General features: G+C 71.9%; 17 protein-coding genes. 9 read left to right on the plus strand and 8 right to left on the minus strand.

Going from position 1 to position 19,909, the window contains the following annotated elements; genetic code table 11:
* Positions 1-138: 138 nt before the first annotated feature.
* From DLJ58_RS11215 to DLJ58_RS11240, 6 genes are all read left to right on the plus strand, one after another.
* Complete coding sequence (locus tag DLJ58_RS11215) at positions 139-1,335, plus strand: thiolase family protein (protein ID WP_124855538.1); 1,197 nt, start codon at positions 139-141, stop codon at positions 1,333-1,335.
* Positions 1,332-3,401, plus strand: a complete 2,070-nt coding sequence (locus tag DLJ58_RS11220; protein ID WP_124855540.1) for a 3-hydroxyacyl-CoA dehydrogenase NAD-binding domain-containing protein — start codon at positions 1,332-1,334, stop codon at positions 3,399-3,401. The genes DLJ58_RS11215 and DLJ58_RS11220 overlap by 4 nt, the downstream gene beginning before the upstream one ends.
* A 169-nt stretch (positions 3,402-3,570) precedes the next feature.
* On the plus strand, positions 3,571-4,398 hold the full coding sequence (locus tag DLJ58_RS11225) for a hypothetical protein (protein WP_124855542.1): 828 nt from the start codon (positions 3,571-3,573) through the stop codon (positions 4,396-4,398).
* Between the two features lie 158 nt (positions 4,399-4,556).
* Positions 4,557-4,895: an ArsR/SmtB family transcription factor gene (locus DLJ58_RS11230; protein WP_124855544.1), complete on the plus strand. Its 339-nt coding sequence runs from the start codon at positions 4,557-4,559 to the stop codon at positions 4,893-4,895.
* Complete coding sequence (locus DLJ58_RS11235; RefSeq protein ID WP_124855546.1) at positions 4,892-5,368, plus strand: SRPBCC domain-containing protein; 477 nt, start codon at positions 4,892-4,894, stop codon at positions 5,366-5,368. The genes DLJ58_RS11230 and DLJ58_RS11235 overlap by 4 nt, the downstream gene beginning before the upstream one ends.
* Positions 5,365-5,991 carry a dihydrofolate reductase family protein gene (locus tag DLJ58_RS11240; protein WP_124855548.1) on the plus strand — a complete coding sequence of 209 codons (627 nt, stop codon included), beginning with the start codon at positions 5,365-5,367 and terminating at the stop codon, positions 5,989-5,991. The genes DLJ58_RS11235 and DLJ58_RS11240 overlap by 4 nt, the downstream gene beginning before the upstream one ends.
* Before the next feature lie 116 nt (positions 5,992-6,107).
* On the opposite strand, the gene DLJ58_RS11245 is transcribed toward DLJ58_RS11240, so the two are convergent.
* The 4 genes from DLJ58_RS11245 to DLJ58_RS11260 form a co-directional block, all read right to left on the minus strand.
* Positions 6,108-6,518 (minus strand): VOC family protein, encoded by a 411-nt coding sequence (locus DLJ58_RS11245; RefSeq protein WP_124855550.1) that lies wholly within the window; start codon positions 6,516-6,518, stop codon positions 6,108-6,110.
* Positions 6,515-6,934, minus strand: coding sequence for a VOC family protein (locus DLJ58_RS33805; RefSeq protein ID WP_208741016.1), 420 nt, complete (start codon positions 6,932-6,934; stop codon positions 6,515-6,517). Before DLJ58_RS33805 ends, DLJ58_RS11245 begins: the two co-directional genes overlap by 4 nt.
* A gap of 148 nt (positions 6,935-7,082) precedes the next feature.
* Positions 7,083-8,258, minus strand: coding sequence for a sensor histidine kinase (locus tag DLJ58_RS11255; protein WP_124855554.1), 1,176 nt, complete (start codon positions 8,256-8,258; stop codon positions 7,083-7,085).
* A complete protein-coding gene (locus DLJ58_RS11260; RefSeq protein WP_124855556.1) occupies positions 8,255-8,923 on the minus strand; it encodes a response regulator transcription factor in 669 nt (222 codons plus the stop codon). The genes DLJ58_RS11255 and DLJ58_RS11260 overlap by 4 nt, the downstream gene beginning before the upstream one ends.
* A gap of 141 nt (positions 8,924-9,064) precedes the next feature.
* Here DLJ58_RS11260 and DLJ58_RS11265 point away from each other — a divergent pair, with 141 nt between their 5' ends.
* A complete protein-coding gene (locus tag DLJ58_RS11265) occupies positions 9,065-10,216 on the plus strand; it encodes a peptidase C39 family protein (protein WP_124855558.1) in 1,152 nt (383 codons plus the stop codon).
* On the opposite strand, the gene DLJ58_RS11270 is transcribed toward DLJ58_RS11265, so the two are convergent.
* Together DLJ58_RS11270 and DLJ58_RS11275 are read right to left on the minus strand one after the other, a co-directional pair.
* On the minus strand, positions 10,217-11,494 hold the full coding sequence (locus DLJ58_RS11270; RefSeq protein WP_124855560.1) for an outer membrane protein assembly factor BamB family protein: 1,278 nt from the start codon (positions 11,492-11,494) through the stop codon (positions 10,217-10,219).
* Positions 11,491-12,786, minus strand: a complete 1,296-nt coding sequence (locus DLJ58_RS11275) for an outer membrane protein assembly factor BamB family protein (protein WP_124855562.1) — start codon at positions 12,784-12,786, stop codon at positions 11,491-11,493. The genes DLJ58_RS11270 and DLJ58_RS11275 overlap by 4 nt, the downstream gene beginning before the upstream one ends.
* Before the next feature lie 124 nt (positions 12,787-12,910).
* On the opposite strand from DLJ58_RS11275, the gene DLJ58_RS11280 reads away from it, so the two are divergent.
* Positions 12,911-14,779 carry a DUF6311 domain-containing protein gene (locus DLJ58_RS11280; RefSeq protein WP_425271307.1) on the plus strand — a complete coding sequence of 623 codons (1,869 nt, stop codon included), beginning with the start codon at positions 12,911-12,913 and terminating at the stop codon, positions 14,777-14,779.
* A 23-nt stretch (positions 14,780-14,802) separates the two neighbouring features.
* On the opposite strand, the gene DLJ58_RS11285 is transcribed toward DLJ58_RS11280, so the two are convergent.
* A complete protein-coding gene (locus DLJ58_RS11285; RefSeq protein WP_244218888.1) occupies positions 14,803-16,599 on the minus strand; it encodes a DUF6311 domain-containing protein in 1,797 nt (598 codons plus the stop codon).
* Entirely contained in the window at positions 16,599-18,452 is a 1,854-nt protein-coding gene (locus tag DLJ58_RS11290; protein WP_425271308.1) for a DUF6311 domain-containing protein, read from the minus strand. The genes DLJ58_RS11285 and DLJ58_RS11290 overlap by 1 nt, the downstream gene beginning before the upstream one ends.
* Positions 18,453-18,721: 269 nt before the next feature.
* Here DLJ58_RS11290 and DLJ58_RS11295 point away from each other — a divergent pair.
* A partial coding sequence (locus DLJ58_RS11295) for a hypothetical protein (RefSeq protein ID WP_124855568.1) occupies positions 18,722-19,909 on the plus strand: 1,188 nt, incomplete at its 3' end.

Raw genomic sequence — 19,909 nt, forward strand, 5'->3', positions numbered from 1 at the left:
GGCCACAGGCGGGGGTGGGGACGGGGTTGGTTACTGGCGAGTAGCATTCGAGGGAAACGTGCCCGTGTCGGCGACCCTTGTTCGGTCCGGCGTGCCGCCCGGCGCGAAGGCCGAATCACGGTCGATTAGGAGGCTCAAGTGCCCCGTGAAGTTCGCGACGTCGTCTTCGTCGACGGCGTCCGTACCCCGTTCGGCAAGGCGGGTGGCATGTACGCCAACACCCGCGCCGACGACCTGGTGATCCGCTGCATCCGGGAACTGCTGCGCCGCAACCCGCAGCTGCCCCCGGAGCGGGTCGAGGAGGTCGCCATCGCGGCCACCACCCAGATCGGCGACCAGGGCCTCACCATCGGCCGCACCGCCGCCCTGCTGGCCGGGCTGCCCAAGACCGTTCCCGGCTTCGCCATCGACCGCATGTGCGCGGGGGCGATGACCGCGGTCACCACCGTGGCCAGCGGCATCGCCATGGGCGCGTACGACATCGCCATCGCCGGTGGTGTCGAGCACATGGGCCGCCACCCGATGGGTGAGGGCGTCGACCCCAACCCGCGCATCGTCGCGGAGAAGCTGGTCGACCCGTCCGCGCTGGTGATGGGCTCCACCGCGGAGAACCTGCACGACCTGGTTCCGCACATCACCAAGGCACGCACCGACGCATTCGCGCTCGCCTCGCAGCAGAAGACCGCCAAGGCGTACGCCAACGGCAAGCTCCAGGACGACCTGGTGCCAGTGGCCATCCGCGACGCGGAGGGTGGCTGGGGTCTGGCAGGAGTGGACGAGGCCCCGCGGGACACCTCGCTGGAGAAGCTCGCCACCCTGAAGACCCCGTTCCGCCCGCACGGCAAGGTCACCGCGGGCAACGCGGCCGGTCTGAACGACGGTGCCACCGCGAGCCTGCTGGCCGACGAGGCAACCGCCCGCGAGCTGGGCCTGCCGGTCGCCATGCGGCTGGTGTCGTTCGGCTTCGTCGGAGTCGAGCCGGAGGTGATGGGCATCGGCCCCATCCCGTCGACGGAGAAGGCGCTGCGCCTCGCCGGGCTCAGCATCGACGACATCGGCCTGTTCGAGCTGAACGAGGCGTTCGCCGTGCAGGTGCTCGCCTTCCTCGACCACTTCGGCATCGCCGACGACGACGCCCGGGTCAACCCGTGGGGCGGCGCGATCGCCATCGGCCACCCCCTCGCGTCCTCCGGCGTGCGGCTGATGACGCAGTTGGCCCGCCAGTTCGCCGAGCACCCCGAGGTCCGGTACGGCCTCACGGCGATGTGCATCGGCATCGGCATGGGCGGCACCGTGATCTGGGAGAACCCGCACTGGACGGAGGGCAACAAGTGAGCGCGCTCGCCGCACCGAACGAGGTCGTCACCCGGGCGCTGCTGCGCCAGGTGAACGTGCCGGGGCTGGACCGGCCCGCCGCCCTGATCACGCTGGACAACGGCTTCGACCACACCAAGCCGAACACCTTCGGCCCGGGTGGGCTGGCCAGCCTGGACGAGGCGATCACCGCCGCGCTCGCCGCCGACCCGGCGTTCATCGCGGTCACCGGCAAGCCGTACATCTTCTGCGTGGGCGCGGACATCGTCGGCCTGCCGCAGCTCGCCGACCGCGAGCAGGCGCTGGAGATCGGCCGGCTCGGCCACCGGGTCTTCGCCCGGCTCAAGGACAGCACCGTCCCCACCTTCGCGTTCGTCAACGGCGCGGCGATGGGCGGTGGCCTGGAGCTGGCGCTGCACTGCCACTACCGGACGCTCTCCGGCGGCGCGGCGGCCCTCGCGCTGCCCGAGGTCTCCCTCGGTCTGGTGCCCGGCTGGGGCGGCACCCAGTTGCTGCCGAACCTGATCGGCATCCCCGCCGCGACCCAGGTGATCATCCAGAACCCGCTGATGCAGAACAAGATGCTCAAGCCCAAGCAGGCGGCCGAGCTGGGCATCGCGGACATCCTGTTGGAGCCTGCGGACTTCCTGGAGCGATCCCTGGAGTGGGCTGCCGGCGTGGTCCGGGGTCAGGTCACCGTGACCCGGCCCGAGGTCGACAAGGACATGTGGGCGGGCGTGCTCTACTTCGCCCGGGAGACGCTCAACCAGCGGCTGCACGGCGCGGTCCCGGCCGCCTACAAGGCGCTCGACCTGCTGGAGACGGCGAAGGACGGCGACTTCGCCGCCGGCACCGCCGCCGAGGACGAGGCCCTCGCGGACCTGGTCTTCTCCGAGGAGCTACGCAGCGGCCTGTACGCGTTCGACCTGGTGCAGCGGCGGGCCAAGCGCCCGGCCGGCGCACCGGACAAGGGCCTGGCCCGCACGATCACCAAGGTCGGCATCGTCGGCGCGGGTCTGATGGCCAGCCAGCTGGCGCTGCTGTTCGCCCGCCGCCTCCAGGTGCCGGTGGTGATGTCCGACCTCGACCAGTCCCGGGTGGACAAGGGCGTCGGCTACGTGCACACCCAGATCGAGAAGGCCGTCACCAAGGGCCGGATGGACAAGGGCACCGCCGCCAAGCTGTACGGCCTGGTCAGCGGCACGGTCGACAAGAGCGCCTTCGCCGACGCGGACTTCGTCATCGAGGCGGTCTTCGAGGACCTGGGCGTCAAGAAGCAGGTCTGGGCCGAGTTGGAGAAGATCGTCTCCCCGGAGGCGGTGCTCGCGACCAACACCAGCTCGCTGTCGATCACCGAGATGGCCGCCGAGTTGGAGCACCCGGAGCGGGTGGTCGGCTTCCACTTCTTCAACCCGGTGGCGGTGCTGCCGCTGCTGGAGATCGTCCGGGGCGAGCGCACCGACGACGTCACCCTGGCCACCGCGTTCGCGGTGGGCAAGCAGCTCAAGAAGTCGAGTGTGCTGGTCAAGGACGCTCCGGCGTTCGTGGTGAACCGGCTGCTCACCCGCTTCCTGGGCACCGTCTTCGCCGCCGTCGACCAGGGCACCCCGCTGGACGTGGCCAACAGCGCACTGGACCCGCTGGGCCTGCCGATGCGCCCGTTGGCCCTGCTCCAGCTGGTCGGGCCGGCCGTCGCGTACCACGTGGGCGGCACCCTGCACGCCGCGTACCCGGACCGGTTCGGGGTCAGCGAGAACCTCAAGCGGATCGCCGACTCGGGCCAACCGATCGTGGTCGACGACCAGGTCAACGAGGAGGTGGCCAAGCTGCTCGTCGTTGGTGACCAGCCGCTGACCGCCGAGCAGGTACGCCAGAACGCGCTCGACGCGCTCGCGCAGGAGATCCGGCTGATGCTGGACGAGGGTGTGGTCGCCGAGGCGCAGGACATCGACCTGTGCATGATCCTGGGCGCCGGCTGGCCGTTCCACCTGGGCGGCGTCACGCCGTACCTGGATCGGACCGGCACCTCCGAGCGGGTGACCGGCCAGCGGTTCCTGCCGCGCGGTGCGGCGAGCCTGCCGGCCTGACCGATCGCAGCACCACCGTCGCGGTGGTCGGACCGTCCCTGTTGGACGGACCGGCCACCGCGACCGTTTGTGATCAGGCGGCCGCAGGATGGGGTTTCCGCGGGGACGACGGCGGGCGCCGCGCCGGGTTAGGATCACGCGTTTTGCACCCCCATCTTGGAGCTGACTGATGTCCCAGCCGCCGGCCAATCCCTACGGCCCGCCGCACGATTCCCCCGACCCGTCGCAGCAGTCGGGCGGCTGGCCGCCGCCGCAGCAGCAGGGACACCCACAGCAGCCCGGTGGTTTCCCACCCGCGCAATCGGGCTTCCCGCCCGCGCAGCCCGGTTTCCCGCCGGCCCAGCCTGGTTTCCCGTCCGCGCAGCCGGGTCAGCCGTACGGTGACCCGAACCTGGCCGGCGGCCCTCCCCCGGCGAAGAAGTCGAACGTCGGCAAGATCGTGCTGATCGTGTTGGCCGTGGTGCTGGTGCTCTGCGTCGGCGGCGTGGCGATCACCTGGTTCGTCGTCAAGGACGACGTGGGCGCCGTGGTGGATGCCAGCAAGACCCGGGTGGTCGCGCCGGCCACCCTCGCCGGCCGGCCGAAGCTCACCAACCCGGAGCTCCAGACGGCCGCCGAGCAGGCGGTCAGCGGGATGAAGACGGCGGCGGGGAACGAGACGAGCACGGTCGCCGCCTTCTACGGCGACCCGACCAAGCAGGACCTCGTCATGATCACGGGCGTGTCCGGGTTGCTGTCGGACCCGAAGAAGGAGCTCGACGCCTATGTGGACGGCCTGTCCAAGCAGCTGACGGTGAACAAGATGACGGCCGTCGACGCCGGCCCGCTGGGCGGTGAGGCGCGCTGCGGCGACGGCAAGGCCGACACCGTGCCACTGGGCATCTGCGTCTGGGCCGACCGGGGCAGCCTGGGCATGGTGGTGATGTACTTCAAGTCCGCCGACCAGGCGAAGACCGAGTTCACCGCGATCCGGGGCCAGGTCGAGCAGCAGTCCTGATCCGTACGAGACCGGGGCCCCGGCCACCCTCGGGTGGCCGGGGCCCCTGCTGCTCTCCTGAAGCTCGCCGACCGGCTGCGGTCGGCACGGCAGCCACTCCCCGGGCCGGGGATACTTTGCTCTTGCGCTAAGTGTCAACTCCAGCAACACTTAGCCGCATGGCACAGTATTCGGCGCAGCTCGACGGCGTGTTCGTCGCCCTCGCTGACCCGACCCGGCGCTGGGTCATCCGACGCCTCGGCCACGGTCCGACAAGCGTCGGCGACCTCGCCCGCGAACTTCCGATGACCCTCCCCTCGTTCATGAAGCACGTGCGGACGCTGGAGTCGAACGGACTGATCCACACGACCAAGTCCGGCCGGGTGCGCACCTGCGTGCTCAACCGCGAGCGCCTCGCCGTCGTCGACGACTGGCTTGCGGAGCAGCGGCGGATATGGGAAGAGCGCACGGATCGCCTGGAACGCCTCGTCACCGATGAGCAGGAGAACCAGCAATGAATCCCGACCTCGACCTGACCATGGCGCGGGTCATCCGCGCCCCTCGCGCCGCCGTGTGGGGCGCCTGGACCGACCCGTCCCGCTTCGAGAAGTGGTGGATACCGGCGCCGGCCCTGTGCCGCGTCGATCGCTTGGACGCCCGGCCCGGTGGCGCGCTCGTGACCCGACTGAGCGAGGACGGGGTGGAGTTCGTCCCGCACCTCGACGCGTGCTTCCTCGTCGTCGACGACCTCGAACGGATCGTGTTCACCAACGTGATCGACAGCGCCTGGCGGCCCGCGAACCCCACCCCGGTTCCGATGACGGCGGAGATCACCATGAAGGACCATCCGGACGGCACGGACTACCGGATCATCGTCCGCCACGGTGATCCCGCCGCTCGTGACCTTCACGAGAAGATCGGCTTCGCGGACGGCTGGGGCTCGGTCACCGAACAACTCGCCGGGCTCGCCGAGAGCCAGGGGGCGCTGTGAAGATCGTCCTCACCCAGTTCGTCACTCTCGACGGCGTCAGCCAGGGTCCCGGCTCGCCGACCGAGGACACGAGCGACGACTTCACCCGGGGCGGCTGGCTCGTGCCCTACCTGGATGAGGTCTTCGTCCGCCGGACTTCTGACTGGTTGGGTCTTGCCGACGGTCTGCTGCTCGGACGGCGGACCTACGAGGCGTTCGCTCGCGACTGGCCGCAGATCACCGATCCGGACGATCCGTTCACCGAACGGATGAACTCACTACCGAAGTACGTCGTGACCAACACCCTCACGGAAGGTAGCTGGCACCCGACGACCGTGCTCCACGGCGACCCGATCCACACCGTCGGGGAGCTCAAGACTCAGCCAGGACGGGAGCTCCAGATCCACGGGAGCGCACGACTTGGCAAGGCTCTGTTGTCGGCCGGCCTCGTCGACACACTCCGACTCGTCGTGGCCCCCACCGTGGCCGGCTCCGGGCGGCGGCTGCTCGATCACCCGAACGCGCCCGTCGGCCTCCGACTGGTGCACCACGAGGCGACGGCGAAGGGTCTGCTCCTGCTCGAGTACGAGCATGTCGGCGCCGCCCCGGTGGCGGAATACGCGGGCATGACAGCCTTCGTCTAGTCACCGCGCTACGACACGGCCAACGCCGGAGTCTCGCGGGCAAGTCCCGCCCCAGCAGCGTGGCGCGGGCCCCGGCCACCCGAGGGTGGCCGGGGCCCCGTGCCGTACGTCGGCGGTCAGGCCGGTTCGGCAACCGCTGCCGCGGCTCGCGCCGCCGCCCGCTCGGCGGCGTTGCCGAGCACGCAGAACTCGTTGCCCTCCGGGTCGGCGAGCACCACCCAACCACCACCGGTCGGGCCGACGTGGTCGGCGACGAGCGTCGCACCGATGCCGACCAGTCGCTCGACCTCCTCGGCCCGGGTCCGGTCGGCGGGTTGCAGGTCCAGGTGCAGTCGGTTCTTCACCGTTTTGCCCTCGGGCACCGCGATGAACAGCACCTCCGGGCCACCCGGCGGCAGGAGCATCGCCTCCGGGTCGCCGGGGAAGTCGTCGGGCTGCCGTGGGCAGTCGAAGACCTGCGCCCAGAAGCCGGCGAGCGCGTACGTGTCGGAACAGTCGATGCTGATGTTGTGGATCGTCGAACTCATGCTTGGTCCTCCACAGTGGTGTTGACACGCTCCCCGGCGCTGCGGAGCACGCAGAACTCGTTCCCCTCCGGGTCGGCGAGAACCGCCCAGCCCGTCCCGTCGGCGCGCCGCCGGTCGGCGACCATGGTGGCCCCGAGACCGAGCACCCGCTCGACTTCCTCGTCGCGGGTCCGGTCGATTGGTTCCAGGCAGACGTGGAGCCGGTTCTTGGTCACCTTGTCCTCAGGGACCGCTTGGAAGAACATGTTCGGCGTGGCACCGTCCGGCGGCAGCAGGGCAGCTTCCGGGTCACCCGGAACGTCCTCCGGGAGCCGGGCGTAGCCGAGCACCGCCGACCAGAAGCCGGCCAGGGCGTACGTGTCGTGACAGTCGAAGCTGATGTTGCGGATCCGTGGATACACGGGTGGTCTCTCCATCTTCGGATGGGGACGCTCCGCCGCCGGGGGTCAGCCTGCGAAGACCCGGGGTGCGGAGCCTTGACTGATGGACATCGACGCACCCCCCTTCGCTCTCCGAGCTGACCCGGCGATCTTGCCACCGGGCGAGCGGGGCGCGCAACCCCGATCAGCCGGCGGCGGAAACCGTTCCGGGCACGGCCGGGGCGTCCGACGACGGCAGAGTGACAGTCACCTCCAGGCCACCGCCGGGCTGCGCGACCACCCGTACGGTGCCGCCGTGCGCGGCGCAGACCGCCCGGACGATGGACAGCCCCAGGCCGGAGCCACGGGCTCCGGTGCGTTCGCGGCCACCACGGCGGAACGGCTCGAACAACCCCGGCACGTCGGCCTGGTCCACCTCGAACCCGGTGTTCCCCACCACCAGCCAGGACCGGTCACCGTCGGTGCCGGTACGCACCCAGAGCCGACCGTGCAGGTGGTTGTAGCGGACCGCGTTCTCGATCAGGTTTCCGGCCAGCCGGTCGAGCAGCCCCGGGTCACCGACGACAGGCGCGGACTCCAGCGACGTCTGCACCCGCAGGCCGATCCGTTCCACCTCGCGGCGCATCGCCGACAGCGCGTTGGCGGTGCCCGCGGCGAGGTCACACTCGGTACGCCGGCCCAACTGCCGCCCGGCCTGCGCCTCGCTGCGGGCCAGCACCAGCAGCGCGTCCACCAGGCCGTTGGCCCGCTCGGAAGCGTCGCGGACAACTGTCGCCATCCGGCGGTACTCGGCGGTGTCCGCGTCGTCGTCGCTGAGCGTAACGTCGATCTCCGTCCGCATCACGGCGAGCGGGGTACGCAGCTCGTGCGAGGCGTTCGCCACGAAACGCTTCTGGGCCTCGAAGGCGGACGCGATCCGGTCCAGCATGGCGTCGAACGTCTTGGCCAACTCGGCCACCTCGTCGTCGGCGCCCGAGTAGCCGATCCGCTGGTCCAGGGTCGCCTCACCGAGCCGCTGGGCGGTCGCCGTGACCTGGTGCAGTGGGCGCAGGGCCCGACCGGCCACCGCGTACGCGCCGGCCACCCCGACCACGCTGATCGCCAGCAGCGCGACCAGGCCCTTGGCCAGCAGCTCCCCGGAGGCGGCGTCGACCAACTGCCGCTGCCACTCGGCGGCGTCCATCTGCCGGCCGTCGGAGAGCAGCACGATCGTGCCGGGCACCAACTCGTCGGTGGGACGCAACGCGTCGCGGACCAGCAGCCAGGCCAGCAACACCAGGATCGCTCCCGCCCCGATCAGCAGCACCCCGTTGAGCAGGGTCAGCCGCAGCCGCAGGGTGGGTCGCAGCCGGCGGCTCATGCGCCCACCTCGGCGGTGCGATAGCCCGCCCCGACCACCGTCTCGATCAACGGCGGGTCACCGAGCTTCTTGCGCAACGTCATCACGGTGACCCGGACGATGGTGGTGAACGGGTCGGTGTTCGCGTCCCAGACCCGTTCCAGCAGCTCCTCACTGGAGACCACCGCGCCACGCGCCTTGAGCAGCTCGGAGAGCACCCCGAACTCCTTGTTGGTGAGGTCCACCGGCAGCCCGGCGCGGGTGGCCACCCGGCGGGCCGGGTCGAGCACCAGGTCGGCCAGTTCGAGCACCGGAGGCGCGGCCGGGGTGGCCCGCCGGCCCAGCGCCTGCACCCGGGCGACCAACTCGTCGAAGGCGAACGGTTTGGGCAGGTAGTCGTCCGCGCCGAGCTGCAACCCCTCCACCCGGTCGGCGACAGTGCCGCTGGCGGTGAGCATCAGCACCCGGGTCAACGCGCCGGAGGCCGCCAGGTCGGCGCAGATCTGGTCACCGTGCACACCCGGCAGGTCGCGGTCGAGCACCACCACGTCGTACCGGGTGACGAACGCCGCCTCATGGCCGGCGTCGCCGTCGTACGCCACGTCGACCGCCATCCCCCGCTTGCGCAACCCGCGTGCGATCGCGTCGGCGAGGTTGCGCTCGTCCTCGACCACCAGTACCCGCATCCCGGCCTCCTCGCTGCTGACCACCGACAACCTAGTGCCGGCCGGCAACCATCGTCCCTCGCCGTCCGCGCCGGCCGGCGTTGCGGGCGACCGCGGCGTACGCGATGCTGGCCGGCGGCACCGAACGACGGACGGACTGGCATGACCACTGCGGCACCACCCACCCGACGGGACATCGCCTACCAGGGTTTCCACCCGCCGGCCGACACGAGCAGCGGCAGCGGCGACGGCCTGCTCGCCGGCGGTCGAGGGCTCGTCCTCGACGGCGTCGCCGAACGGGGCACCTGGACGTCGCCGCCGGTACGGGTCGGCTTCGCCGTCGCCGAGGTGGTGCCGTCCTGGACGGCCGACACCCCGGACGGCTGCTGGATCGAGGTCGACCTGCGCGGTTGGCACGACGACGCGCCCAGCACCGACTGGTACCGGCTGGCCCGCTGGGCCGCCGGCGACGACACCGTACGGCGCACCTCGCTGCCCGGACAGCGTGACAGTGCCGCCCGGGTCGACACCGACACCCTGATCGTGACCGGAGCGACGGTCACCGGTTGGCAGGCGCGGGTGACCTTGTGCCGGCCCGCCGGCAGCCCGACCGGCCCGGTGCTGCGCAGCATCGGCGCGGTCGCCACCGGCCCCACGATCGCCAACCAGGGGTACGCGGGGGAGCCCGTCCCGTCCGCTGCCTGGGGCCGGGTGCTGGACGTGCCCCGCTACTCGCAGCGGCTGCACGCCGGCCAGTACCCGCAGTGGGGTGGTGGCGGGGACTCCTGGTGCAGCCCCACCTGCACCTCGATGGTGCTCGCCTACTGGGGCGCCGAGCCGACGCCGGACCGCTACGCCTGGGTGGAGCCGTCCGGCCCGCGTCCGGTGGTGGTACACGCCGCCCGGCACTGCTACGACCACGCGTACGCCGGGGCCGGCAACTGGCCGTTCAACACCGCGTACGCCGGTCTACACGGGGTGGACGCGTTCGTCACCCGGCTGCGGTCGCTGGTCGAGGCGGAGGAGTTCGTCGCCGCCGGCATCCCCCTGATCGTATCCGCCGCGTTCCGGGCCGACGAGGTGCCGGGGCTCGGGTACGACACCGGTGGGCACCTGATGGTCCTGGTCGGCTTCAGCGCCGACGGCGACCCGGTGCTCAACGACCCGTACGCCCCGGACGACGACGCGGTCCGTCGCACAGTGCCCCGGCAGGCGTTCGAGGCGGTCTGGCAACGGGGAAGCGGTGGGGTGGCGTACGTGCTGCGACCCGCGTCGGTGCCGCTGCCCCCGCCACCCGCCCAGGCCAACTGGTGATCAGTCGGTCAGTTTCCAGAGCTGGTACCCGCCGGCCGCACTGCACACCAGGTAGCCGGTGATCGCCTGACACTCCCCGGTGGCGTCGGGCAGCACGTCCACGATGCGCACCTCTCCGGCGCCGACGTCCAACTCGCCGACGATCACCCCTGCGTCGGGGTGCCGCCGTATGCCGACCAACCGACCGCCGGGACCGAGTTGGTACAGCTCCCACCGGCCCAGGTCGGCCACCTGCTGGCCGGTCAGCGCATCGAGCACGATGTACTGCTCCAGCGGACCGATCCCGCTGATGTTGGCCATCAGCCGGCCGCCGGTCGGCCAGGCCCACCCCCACTGGGTGCTGCTCCAGCGCACCTCGCCGGTTGCCGGGTCGAGCGCCTGCAGTTCGTTGTTGCCGGTGCGCACACACAGGACGGGGCCGCAGTCCAGCGCGAAGTCGACGTGGAGCCTGGCGCGGGTCCAGCGGGCGTCAAGCTGATCCAGCCCGTACGCGGTGACAGTGCCCGAGCCTCTGTCGATGGCCAGCAGCAGGTCCTTTGTCAGGTCCAGGCCGATCGGGCCGCCGTCGGGCGGGCGCAGGTCGGCGCGGGCCAGCACCGCGCCGGTGATCGCGTCGCGTACCTCGACCGGCCCGTCCAGTTGGTTGAGCACCACCCGGTCCACCCCGCGCTCGGTGCCCCGCACAGTCGTCTCGGCGCTGAAGTCGGAGAGCTGCCAGCGCACGGTGCCGCAGCACGGATCGATCGCGCGCAGAGTGGACGGTAAGGTCTCGCCGCCGGTGCGCAGCAGCACATTGCCGTCGGTCAGCTTGGAGACGGTGCCCGGCTGCTGCCACCGGTACGCCCCGGTCGCCCGGTCCAGCGCGATGGTGATTGTGTCCCGACCCTCCGGGCCGATCTCGTAGCCGGTGGCCAGCAGCATCCCGGCCAGTGGCGTCATCCCCCAGTACCTGGCCTCCGCCGACAGCGGCGCCTGCCAGACCGGCTCGCCGCCGGGTAACCGATAGGCGGCCACCCGCGCCCGTCGGGTCGCGGTGTTGGTCGGCTCCAGGACCAGGAGGAGGTCACCGTCGACCATGACGTCGGACCCGGACCGGACCGGCAGCGTCACCGGGGCCGGCCGGGCTGGTGTGACGACGGAGCCGGCGAGCGTGACGAGCGCGAGCACCACGACCAGCGCCAAGCGCAGCGGACGACCATGAGCGCGGGGCGGGCGGGGCACCGGGTCCGGGTCCGGGTCGTGCCGCAGCTCACCGAGGTCGATCACCGGCCCGGTCATCGCGTCAACCGCCACAGCGCGGTGGTGCCGTCGAGGCGCTGGCAGAGCAGGACCGGCAGGGACGCCTGGCAGCTGCCGGCGATGCCCGGCAGCACGTCGACGATCCGCGTCCGACCGGCCACCAGGTCCAGTTCGGCGACGACCATCCGACCGTCGTCACCCCGCCGCACACCGACCAGCGGATCGTCCGGCCCCAGCACCGGCATCAGACTCCACACGCCCAGTTCGATTCGTACCTGCCCGGTGGCCGCGTCCCGCACCGCGTACCCCTGGCCGGGCCGGGCCATCAGCAGCCGACCGTACCGGACGTCGGCCAGGACGTCCTGGCCCGGTTCCGACCACCGCACCGAGCCGGTCGTCGGGTCGAGCACCTGGAGGCCGCCGGTCTGCGGTACCGCGCAGAGCAGACCACCGCATTCGAGCACATGCGACACCAACGTCACCTCCGCCGTCCACCGTGGCTCCAACTCGGCCAGCCCGAAGCTCACCAGCCGGGTGCTGCCCGGCGGAACGAGCAGCAGCAGGTCGTCGACGATCTGCACCCGCTGGTACGCCGACCGGTCCCCGGGCAGCGTGTCGATGCTGCGCAGCAGCTGGCCGGTGCCGGCGTCGTGCACCTGCACCTCGCCGGTCGGTTGCAGGAGCACGAACCGGTCGACCTGCCCCTCGGAAGTGAGGTGGTAGGTGGGGCTGGCGGCCGGCGGGATCGGCACCGACCAGAGCACCAGGCCGGTGTCGGGGTCCACCCCGCTCATCGCGGCCGACCCGCCCTCCCGGCCATTTGTCACCAGCAGGACACCGCCGGGCGTCGGCTGGGCAGCACCGGGATGCTGCCAGCGTTGCCGGCCCGTCGCGGTGTCGAAGGCGATGGTCTGGAACAGCCGGTTGGCGTTGACCGCCCACGCCAGCACCAGACCCCGTTCGACCCGGACGTCGAGGTAGTTGCCCGTGCGGGCCAGCGGCGCCTGCCACCGCCGCCGCACCCCGACGCCGGTCGGTGCCGGCTGGGCGTACGCGGTCAGGTACCGCTCCCCGTCGGGTGTCGGCGGATCGACCACGTAGACGGCGTCGCCGGCCAGATACGCGGTGGCCATCCGCGACGCCGGCACCACGCTCACCGTGCGCTGCGGTTGCGGCGCGGCACCGGCCAGCATCACCAGGCTGAGCACCAGCACAGTCGCGCTGTGCAGCGGGCGACCGACGGCGCGCGGGCGGCGAACCGGAGGCGCCGACACGGGCTCGTCCCGGATCTCGCCCAGCTCGATGATCGACAACGACCGTCCTTCCGTCACCAGGTAAGGCTGGCCGACGAGTCACCGTCCGGCAAACCGACCGTCAGCGCACCGGCCCGGCAAAAGTGACGGAACCCCGCCTGTACGATGGCGCGTCGTGGCTGTGCCGGTGGTAGACCCTTCGCTGAATCCCGTGACCGACGCCGACCCGGTCGAGGCCGAGTCGACACGGCGGCCTCGGCGCCGTCCGGCCCGAGCCGACCTGTTGGCCCTCGGAGCCTATGTGCTGCTGGGCGTCTTCGTCTGCCTCAACTACTGGGGTGACGTCAACGGCCGGGTCTCCTCGCACCTGCCCACCGACCACAGTTGGTTCGAGTGGCTGTTCGCGCACGGCGAGTACTCGGTGCGGCACCTGGAGAACCCGCTGTTCACGGCCCGCCAGAACGCCCCGGACGGGGTGAACATGATGGCCAACACCTCGCTGCTCGGGGTGACCCTGCCGCTGGCCCCGCTGACCATGCTGCTCGGCCCCCAGGTGATGTACTCGCTCTACCTGGGCGCGGCGCTGGCGGCCACCGCCGGCACCGGGTACTGGATGCTCTCCCGCCACCTGGTGCGTTCCCGGGCGGCGGCGTTCGTGGGCGGCGCCTTCCTCGGCTTCGCGCCGGGCATCATCCACCACGCCAACGGCCAACCGAACTTCGTTTCCAACTTCCTGCTCCCGCTGATCGTGGTCCGGGTACTGACCCTGGCTGAGCCGGGCCGGTGGCGCCGCAACGGCCTCGTGCTCGGTGCGCTGGTGGCGTACCAGATCTTCATCAACGAGGAGATGCTGCTGCTCACCGCGCTGGCCTGCCTGGTCATCGTGCTGGCGTACGCCGTGCAGCGGCCGCGGGCAATCCGGGCCGCCGCCGGCACCTTCCTGGCCGGACTCGGCGTCGCCGGCGGGCTGGCGCTGGTGCTCACCGCGTACCCGATCTGGTTCCAGTTCAACGGCCCGCAGTCCTACCGGGGCCTGCAGGGCGGCGTGTTCCACAACTGGGGCGAGGACCTGGTCGCCTTCGTCACCTTCGCCCGGGACACCTGGGCCGGTGACCCGGCAGTGGAGAAGACGATCGGTCTGACCGAGCAGAACACCTGGTTCGGTTGGCCGCTGATGCTGCTCTCGGTGGTGGCTCTGGTGCTGCTCGTACGCCGCTCGCTGGCCGCCCGGATCGCCGCGGTGCTCATCGTGGTGTTCAGCGTGGCCGCGATCGGGCCGTGGGTGCGCTTCAACGGTGTGGAGACCGGTGTGCGCGGCCCGTGGTCGTACGTGTCGGACGACCTGCCGCTGGTCGAGATGATGATGCCGACCCGGTTGACGCTGGTGGTCGCCGCCGCGGTGGGCGTACTGCTCGCGTTGACCTGGGACGCCGCGCACCGCCAGGGGCGCCCGGTGGCCGACCGGCCGCGGGTGCCGGCCCAGCGCGCCGCCGAAGGGGCCCCGGCTGTGTCCCCCGAGCCCGCCGAGCCGGTCGGGTCGCGCCGTCGGTGGCTGCGCCCGGTGGGGTACGCGGCGGTCGCCCTCGCCGTGCTGCCGCTCTTCCCCCGCCCGCTGCCCGCCCAGCAGATCGACCCACCGCCGCACTTCATCACCGCGGGCGGTTGGCGGCCGTACGTGCCGGCGGGTCGAACCCTGGTGCCGGTGCCGATCCCGAGCAACGTGCACGGTCTGCCGACGCTGCGGTGGAGTGCGCTGACCGGGCAGGAGTTTCCCGTTCCGGGCGGCTACTTCATCGGCCCGAACGAGCTGGGTGAGGGGGTCTTCGGTGCGCCGAACCGACCGACCAGCTCCCTCATCTACTCCACCATGGACACCGGCACCGTTCCGGAGCTGACCGACGAGAACCGCCGCCAGGCCGTCGAGGACCTGCGGTTCTGGCGGGCGTCGGTGGTGGTGCTCGGGGCGCACCCCCGCGAGGCGGTGCTCCGTGAGCTGGTCACCGCCCTGCTGGGGTCACCGCAGCGGGTCGACGACGTCTGGGTGTGGGACGTACGCGCCCTGGTGGGTTAGTCGAAGACCCGCCATCGGTCGGCTCAGCCGACGTGGTCCCGGACGTCCCACAACCATCCGCCGTCGACCGGTCGGCCCGGGCCGAGCAGGTCGTCGACGGTTCGGCGGACCGGGTCACCGTGCTCCAGGTGCCCGAGTACGACCACCGCGGCACGCCAGTGCCGCAGGTCCTCGACGGCCTGGCGGCGGTCGGCGTCGCTGAGCACCGGCACCACGCCGGTCTCGGCCACCTGCCGCAGCAGAACCGACGTGGGCCGGTCCGGCGCACCCCAGCGGGCCGCCGGGTCGTCCGGGCCGCTGGGGCCGATGAAGTAACCGCCCGGCGCGGCGAACGCCAGACCGGTACGGGCGGACCAGAGCATCACCGGGCTGCGCCCGGCACCGGTGACCGGTGGCACCGCGACCACCGTCCGACCGGGCGGCACCAGCGGACGCCAGCCACCGGCGGCGAGAAACGCCGGCACCGGCGCGACCGGCACCACGCGGATCGGCGTCGGAATCAGGGGCAGCAACGCGGCGGCGACCGCGCCGGCCCACAGCAGCCGCACCGGTAGGCCCGGCGCCACGTTCGGCCCGCGCGCGGCCCGGACCCGGTCCAGGGACAGGGCCACCAGCACACCCAGCACCGGTACGCAGACCAGCGCGAACCGGGCCGGCACCGCGAGATCGAGCAACGGCAGCCCGCCGACCAGCCGGTACGGCCCCGGAATGCCGGTGGCCTCACCGTCCACCCGCAGCTCGCCGCCGAGCGAGAGTAGGGCGAAGACCACGCCGCAGGCGGCCAGTGCCCGGACCAGCGGTCGTCGCCACTGCCAGATCACGATCACCACAGCGAGCACCAGCAGGCCCGGGCCGAAGAACGAGTTCTCCTCGGTCGGATTCGGCGAGAGCAACCCCGGCAGCCAGTCGTCACCCAGCACGGTCTGCCGGGCCGACGCGGTGAACGAGGCGACGTCCAGTTGGAAACCCTGCGTGGCGAACGCCATCCCGGAGTAGTGCTGCGGGCCGTGGAACTGGAACCACAGCGGGTACGCCAACGGCACCGCCGCCACGCCGGCCGCCACCGCGAGTCGACCGAAGAGGGCCGGCGCCAGCCGCCGTGCGGCCGCCCGGTCGGCGAGCGCGTAACCCAATGCGAAGACGCCGGCCGCGAGCACAAGGAAGACCAGCACCTCCTCGCCGATGAAGACCTGCCAGACGAGCAGCAGCCCCAGGCCGACGCCGGGCCGCCACACGCCGTGTCGCCTCGTCTCCGAGGCCGGCCGGAACACCAGGGCGAGGATCGCTGGCACCAGGAACTGGGCGGCGATGTGCAGGTGGGCGCCGGCCTGAGCGATCATGCCCGGGGCGAAGCCACAGATCAGCCCACCCACCGCGGCCGGGGCCCGGGTGCCGACCAGCCGGCGGCGCAGCAGCACGTACCAGGCGACAGCGGTCCCGGCGAGGCAGCAGACGACCGCCACGCAGAACGCCACCTGCGAGCCGAAGAGCACTGTGACCGGGGTGAGCGGGACACCCAGGCCGAGCACCGAGGTGTTCGCCATCAGGTTGACCCCGTCGGGCGCGTTCAACCCGGTGCTGAAGAGCGGGTTCTCCCCCTCGACCACGGCATGCGCCGCGTGGGCCAGCATCCACTCGAAGAGAATCTGGTCACCCGCCTGGTGGAACAGCCGCCACGGGTGACCCCACTGCCCGCTGGTCACCAGCACGGCGAGGCCCAGATAGCCGGCCACCACCAGCGCGTCCCGCAGCCAGGCCGAGCGGTCCGCGCCGACCGTCGCCGGGGGCGAGATGTTCGGGGACGTCGTCCCGGTTGTCATCAGACCGAACGGTCGGTGAGCGTCCGGACGTCCCAGACCCAGACATCCAACTCCTGGCGGCCCGGGCCGACCAGCTCCTCGACCGTACGTCGCAGCGGCTCGGCGTTCTGCTGCCGCACCGGCAACACCAGGATCGCCGCCCGCCAGTGCCGCAGCTCGTCGGCGAAGCGCCGACGCTGCCGGTCGTCCAGCTTGGGCGTTCGGCCGGTGGTCGCCACCTCCTCCAGCATCTGCCCCACCCCACTGGGACGACCGCCGAACCGGCCCGCGTCACCGGTGTTGCCGTTGCGGGGCGCGAGGAAGTAACCGCCGGGGATCTTGAAGTCGAGGTTGGTGGCCGCCGCCCAGCGCATGCCGTGCGTGTTGCCCATGCTGGGCACCGGGATCGGCACCAGCGTCTGGTCCGGCCCGACGTACGCCCGCCACCGGTCCGCCGTGATGAAGTCCGGCACCGGCGGCCGGGAGACCATCCGCAGCGGCATCGGTGCGATCGGCAGCAGCGCGAAGGCCAGGCCCGCTGCGGTCAGCACCCGGACGGTACGGCGGTCGGCCGGGCGTAGCGCCCAGGCCCGCTCGACGGCGAGCGCCAGCAGCAGACCGATCACCACGCTGGTGATGAGCCCGAACCGGGTCGGCACCACCGCGTCCAGCAGCGGCAGGTGGACCAACCACTGCCACGGCCCGGTGATCAGCTCGCGGTCCCACCAGGAGACCCGCTCGCCGAGGGAGAGCACGGCGAAGAACACGCCGGTCACCGCGAGCGCCCTAACGATCAACTCCCGGCGCAGCCAGACCACGATGCCGATGGCCAGCATCGACAGGCTCCAGCCGAAGAAGGCGTTCTCCTCGGAGTAGTTCGGCGCCAGGTTGATGTTGGCTCGCTGGTTGCCGCCGAGGGTGGGCGAGCCGGGGGCGAAGAAGGCGGCGATGTCGTTGCCGTAGTCCTTCACCGCGTCGCTGAGCCCGTGGTAGGCCATCGGCCCGGCGAACTGCACGTAGAGCGGGTACGCCAGCAGCGCCCCGGCCAGCAGCGCGCAGGTCACCACGCCGACGCCCAGGGGTCGCCACGCCGCCCGGCAGCGGGCCGGCTCCTGGGCCAGCACCGCCAGCAGGAAGACTCCGCAGGCCAGCGCCGTGAAGAGCAGGATCTCCTCGTTGATGAACGCCTGAGCGGTGACCAGCAGGGCCAGCAGGGCCCCGTCCCGAACCGGTTTTGCGGAGCGGGTGAGCACCAGCACCCGCCACACGATGAACGGCAGCAGGAACTGGCTGATGATGTTCGGGTGCCAACTGGCGTGCGAGAGCATCGCGGGCGAGAACCCGCAGAACCAGCCACCGACCGCCGCCGCGAGCGGAGTACGCACCAGGTGGCGGGAGAGCATCAGGTACCAGGCCATGGCGGTGCCGGCGAGACCGAGCGTGACCAGCACCACGAAGGAGACCGCCGGCCCGAAGAGCAGCGTCACCGGGACCATCGGGATGCCCAGCGCCAACACGGCCGTGTTGGCCATCAGGTTGACGCCGTCGGGGTAGTTGAACTGCTCGGTGTAGAACGGGTACTCGCCGTGCAGCACCACGCGTACCGAATGGGCGAGGAAGAACTGCACCTGCGCCGGATCACCGGTGTAGAGCGAGGCCACCCGACCTGACGGGTCCAGCCAGATCCGGCTGGTCACCCAGAGTGCGGCGAGCAGGAACAACCCGCCCACCGCCAGGTGCTGCCGACGCCGAGTCCACCGACGCCACCGCGCCCGCGTCGGCACCGCGCTCTCGGCCGGTGCTCCGGGCTCGGCCGGCGCTATGGGCTCGGCCGGCGCTTCGGGGTTGGCCGGCGCTGTGGTGGGGGCGGCCAACGCGGGCGGGCCGGCGAAGAGGCCGGCCGGTGTGCGGTAGTTCACCAGCTCGGCGGAGTCGGCTGCCGCCTCCGGGTGCGGCGCGGGCAGGGCGCGGGACTCGGCAGGCGTCACAGTCGGCGGAGTCTACCGGAGCAACCAAAACGCCCTGAACCGCCGGTGGTGTCCATTGTGGTGGTTCGGATGCCGGCCAACTGAGGCGCCGCATCGGACATCTCGTACTATGGCGCTTTCCGACAGCGACGGCGAGGCGATCGGGGGCGGGCCAGGTGACTCCAGGCCGTCGGTACGGCAGGGCGCTTCCCGTCCTGCTGAGCGCGCTGCTGGCCGGCACGGCCTGCGGTCCGGTAGCCGAACGGAAGCCGCAGGACCTCCGGGTCGGGTACGACAGCCTGGACGGCACCCTCGCCGTCTGGCCGCCCCGCGGCGACCTCGCCGGGGACGCCACCGCGACGGCAGCGGTCACCGCGGCGGTCCGGGGCTGGCGGTCGCCGGCCGACGACCGCGCGCACCTGCCCTCGTCAGGCATCCTCTTCTCCGGTCGGGTCGACGGCGCCCCGGTGGCGCTGGTGGCCGCCGACGTGCCCGGCGAAAGCGCGTCCTGGCTGCTGCAACTGACTCGCGAGGGCGACCGGTACGCGGTGACCCGCGCCACCGAGTACACCGATCCGGGTTATCTCGTCTACTCCGACGTGCTGCCGGTGCAGACGGCCGGTGGCCGGCGTTACCTGGTCTCGGCCCGGGTGCAGCGTCTCCTCGGGCCACAGGACCGGACGTTGACCATCGCGGACGGTCTCAGCGCACCGGTCGACGTACCGTCCTGCACGGCAGTCGGCGTGACCGCGACCCTGCGAACCACGGAGTCGCTCCCCCGTGGGCGGGCCGCCGACCGGCTGCTCGACCTCGGCACCGGCACCGTCGACCCGCGCTACCCGTTGGTCCGCGACGAGTCCGGCACGGGCCGGCGGGCGCTCACCGGCCTGGACACATGCGTGCTGGCCGGCGATCGGGGCCCCTTCGGCAGCATCCCGCGCCGGATCGGGGACCGGGACGCCCCACGGTCGGTGCCGACGTCCTGGCCGATGGCGAAGCTCACCGTGCGCTCGCTCGGCGAAGTGGCCCTCGGCGGCGGCGAGCCGGCCGAGTTGCAGCAGCTCAGCTGGGACACCGACGCCGGCGCGATGACGGCGGTGATCTATCGACCGGCCGACGGGAGCGCGCCGGTCGTCTCACCCGCCGACAGGGCCACCCCGTTGCAGGCGTACCAACTGCCGGTGCCCGGTCAGCCGCTGGTGGTGCTGAGCTGGCGGCCCACCCGGGACGGCTCGCTGTCCGTCCCGCCGGGCACTCCGGTGCTGGTGGAGCGCCCCGGCCTGGCGGTCATCCCCACCCCGTCCCGCTCCCAGACCTACAGCCTCGCCAACACCGACAAAACCCACTACCGCTCAATCTCCCCC

The sequence above is a fragment of the Micromonospora arida genome (assembly GCF_003857035.1).
GTDB lineage: Bacteria > Actinomycetota > Actinomycetes > Mycobacteriales > Micromonosporaceae > Micromonospora > Micromonospora arida.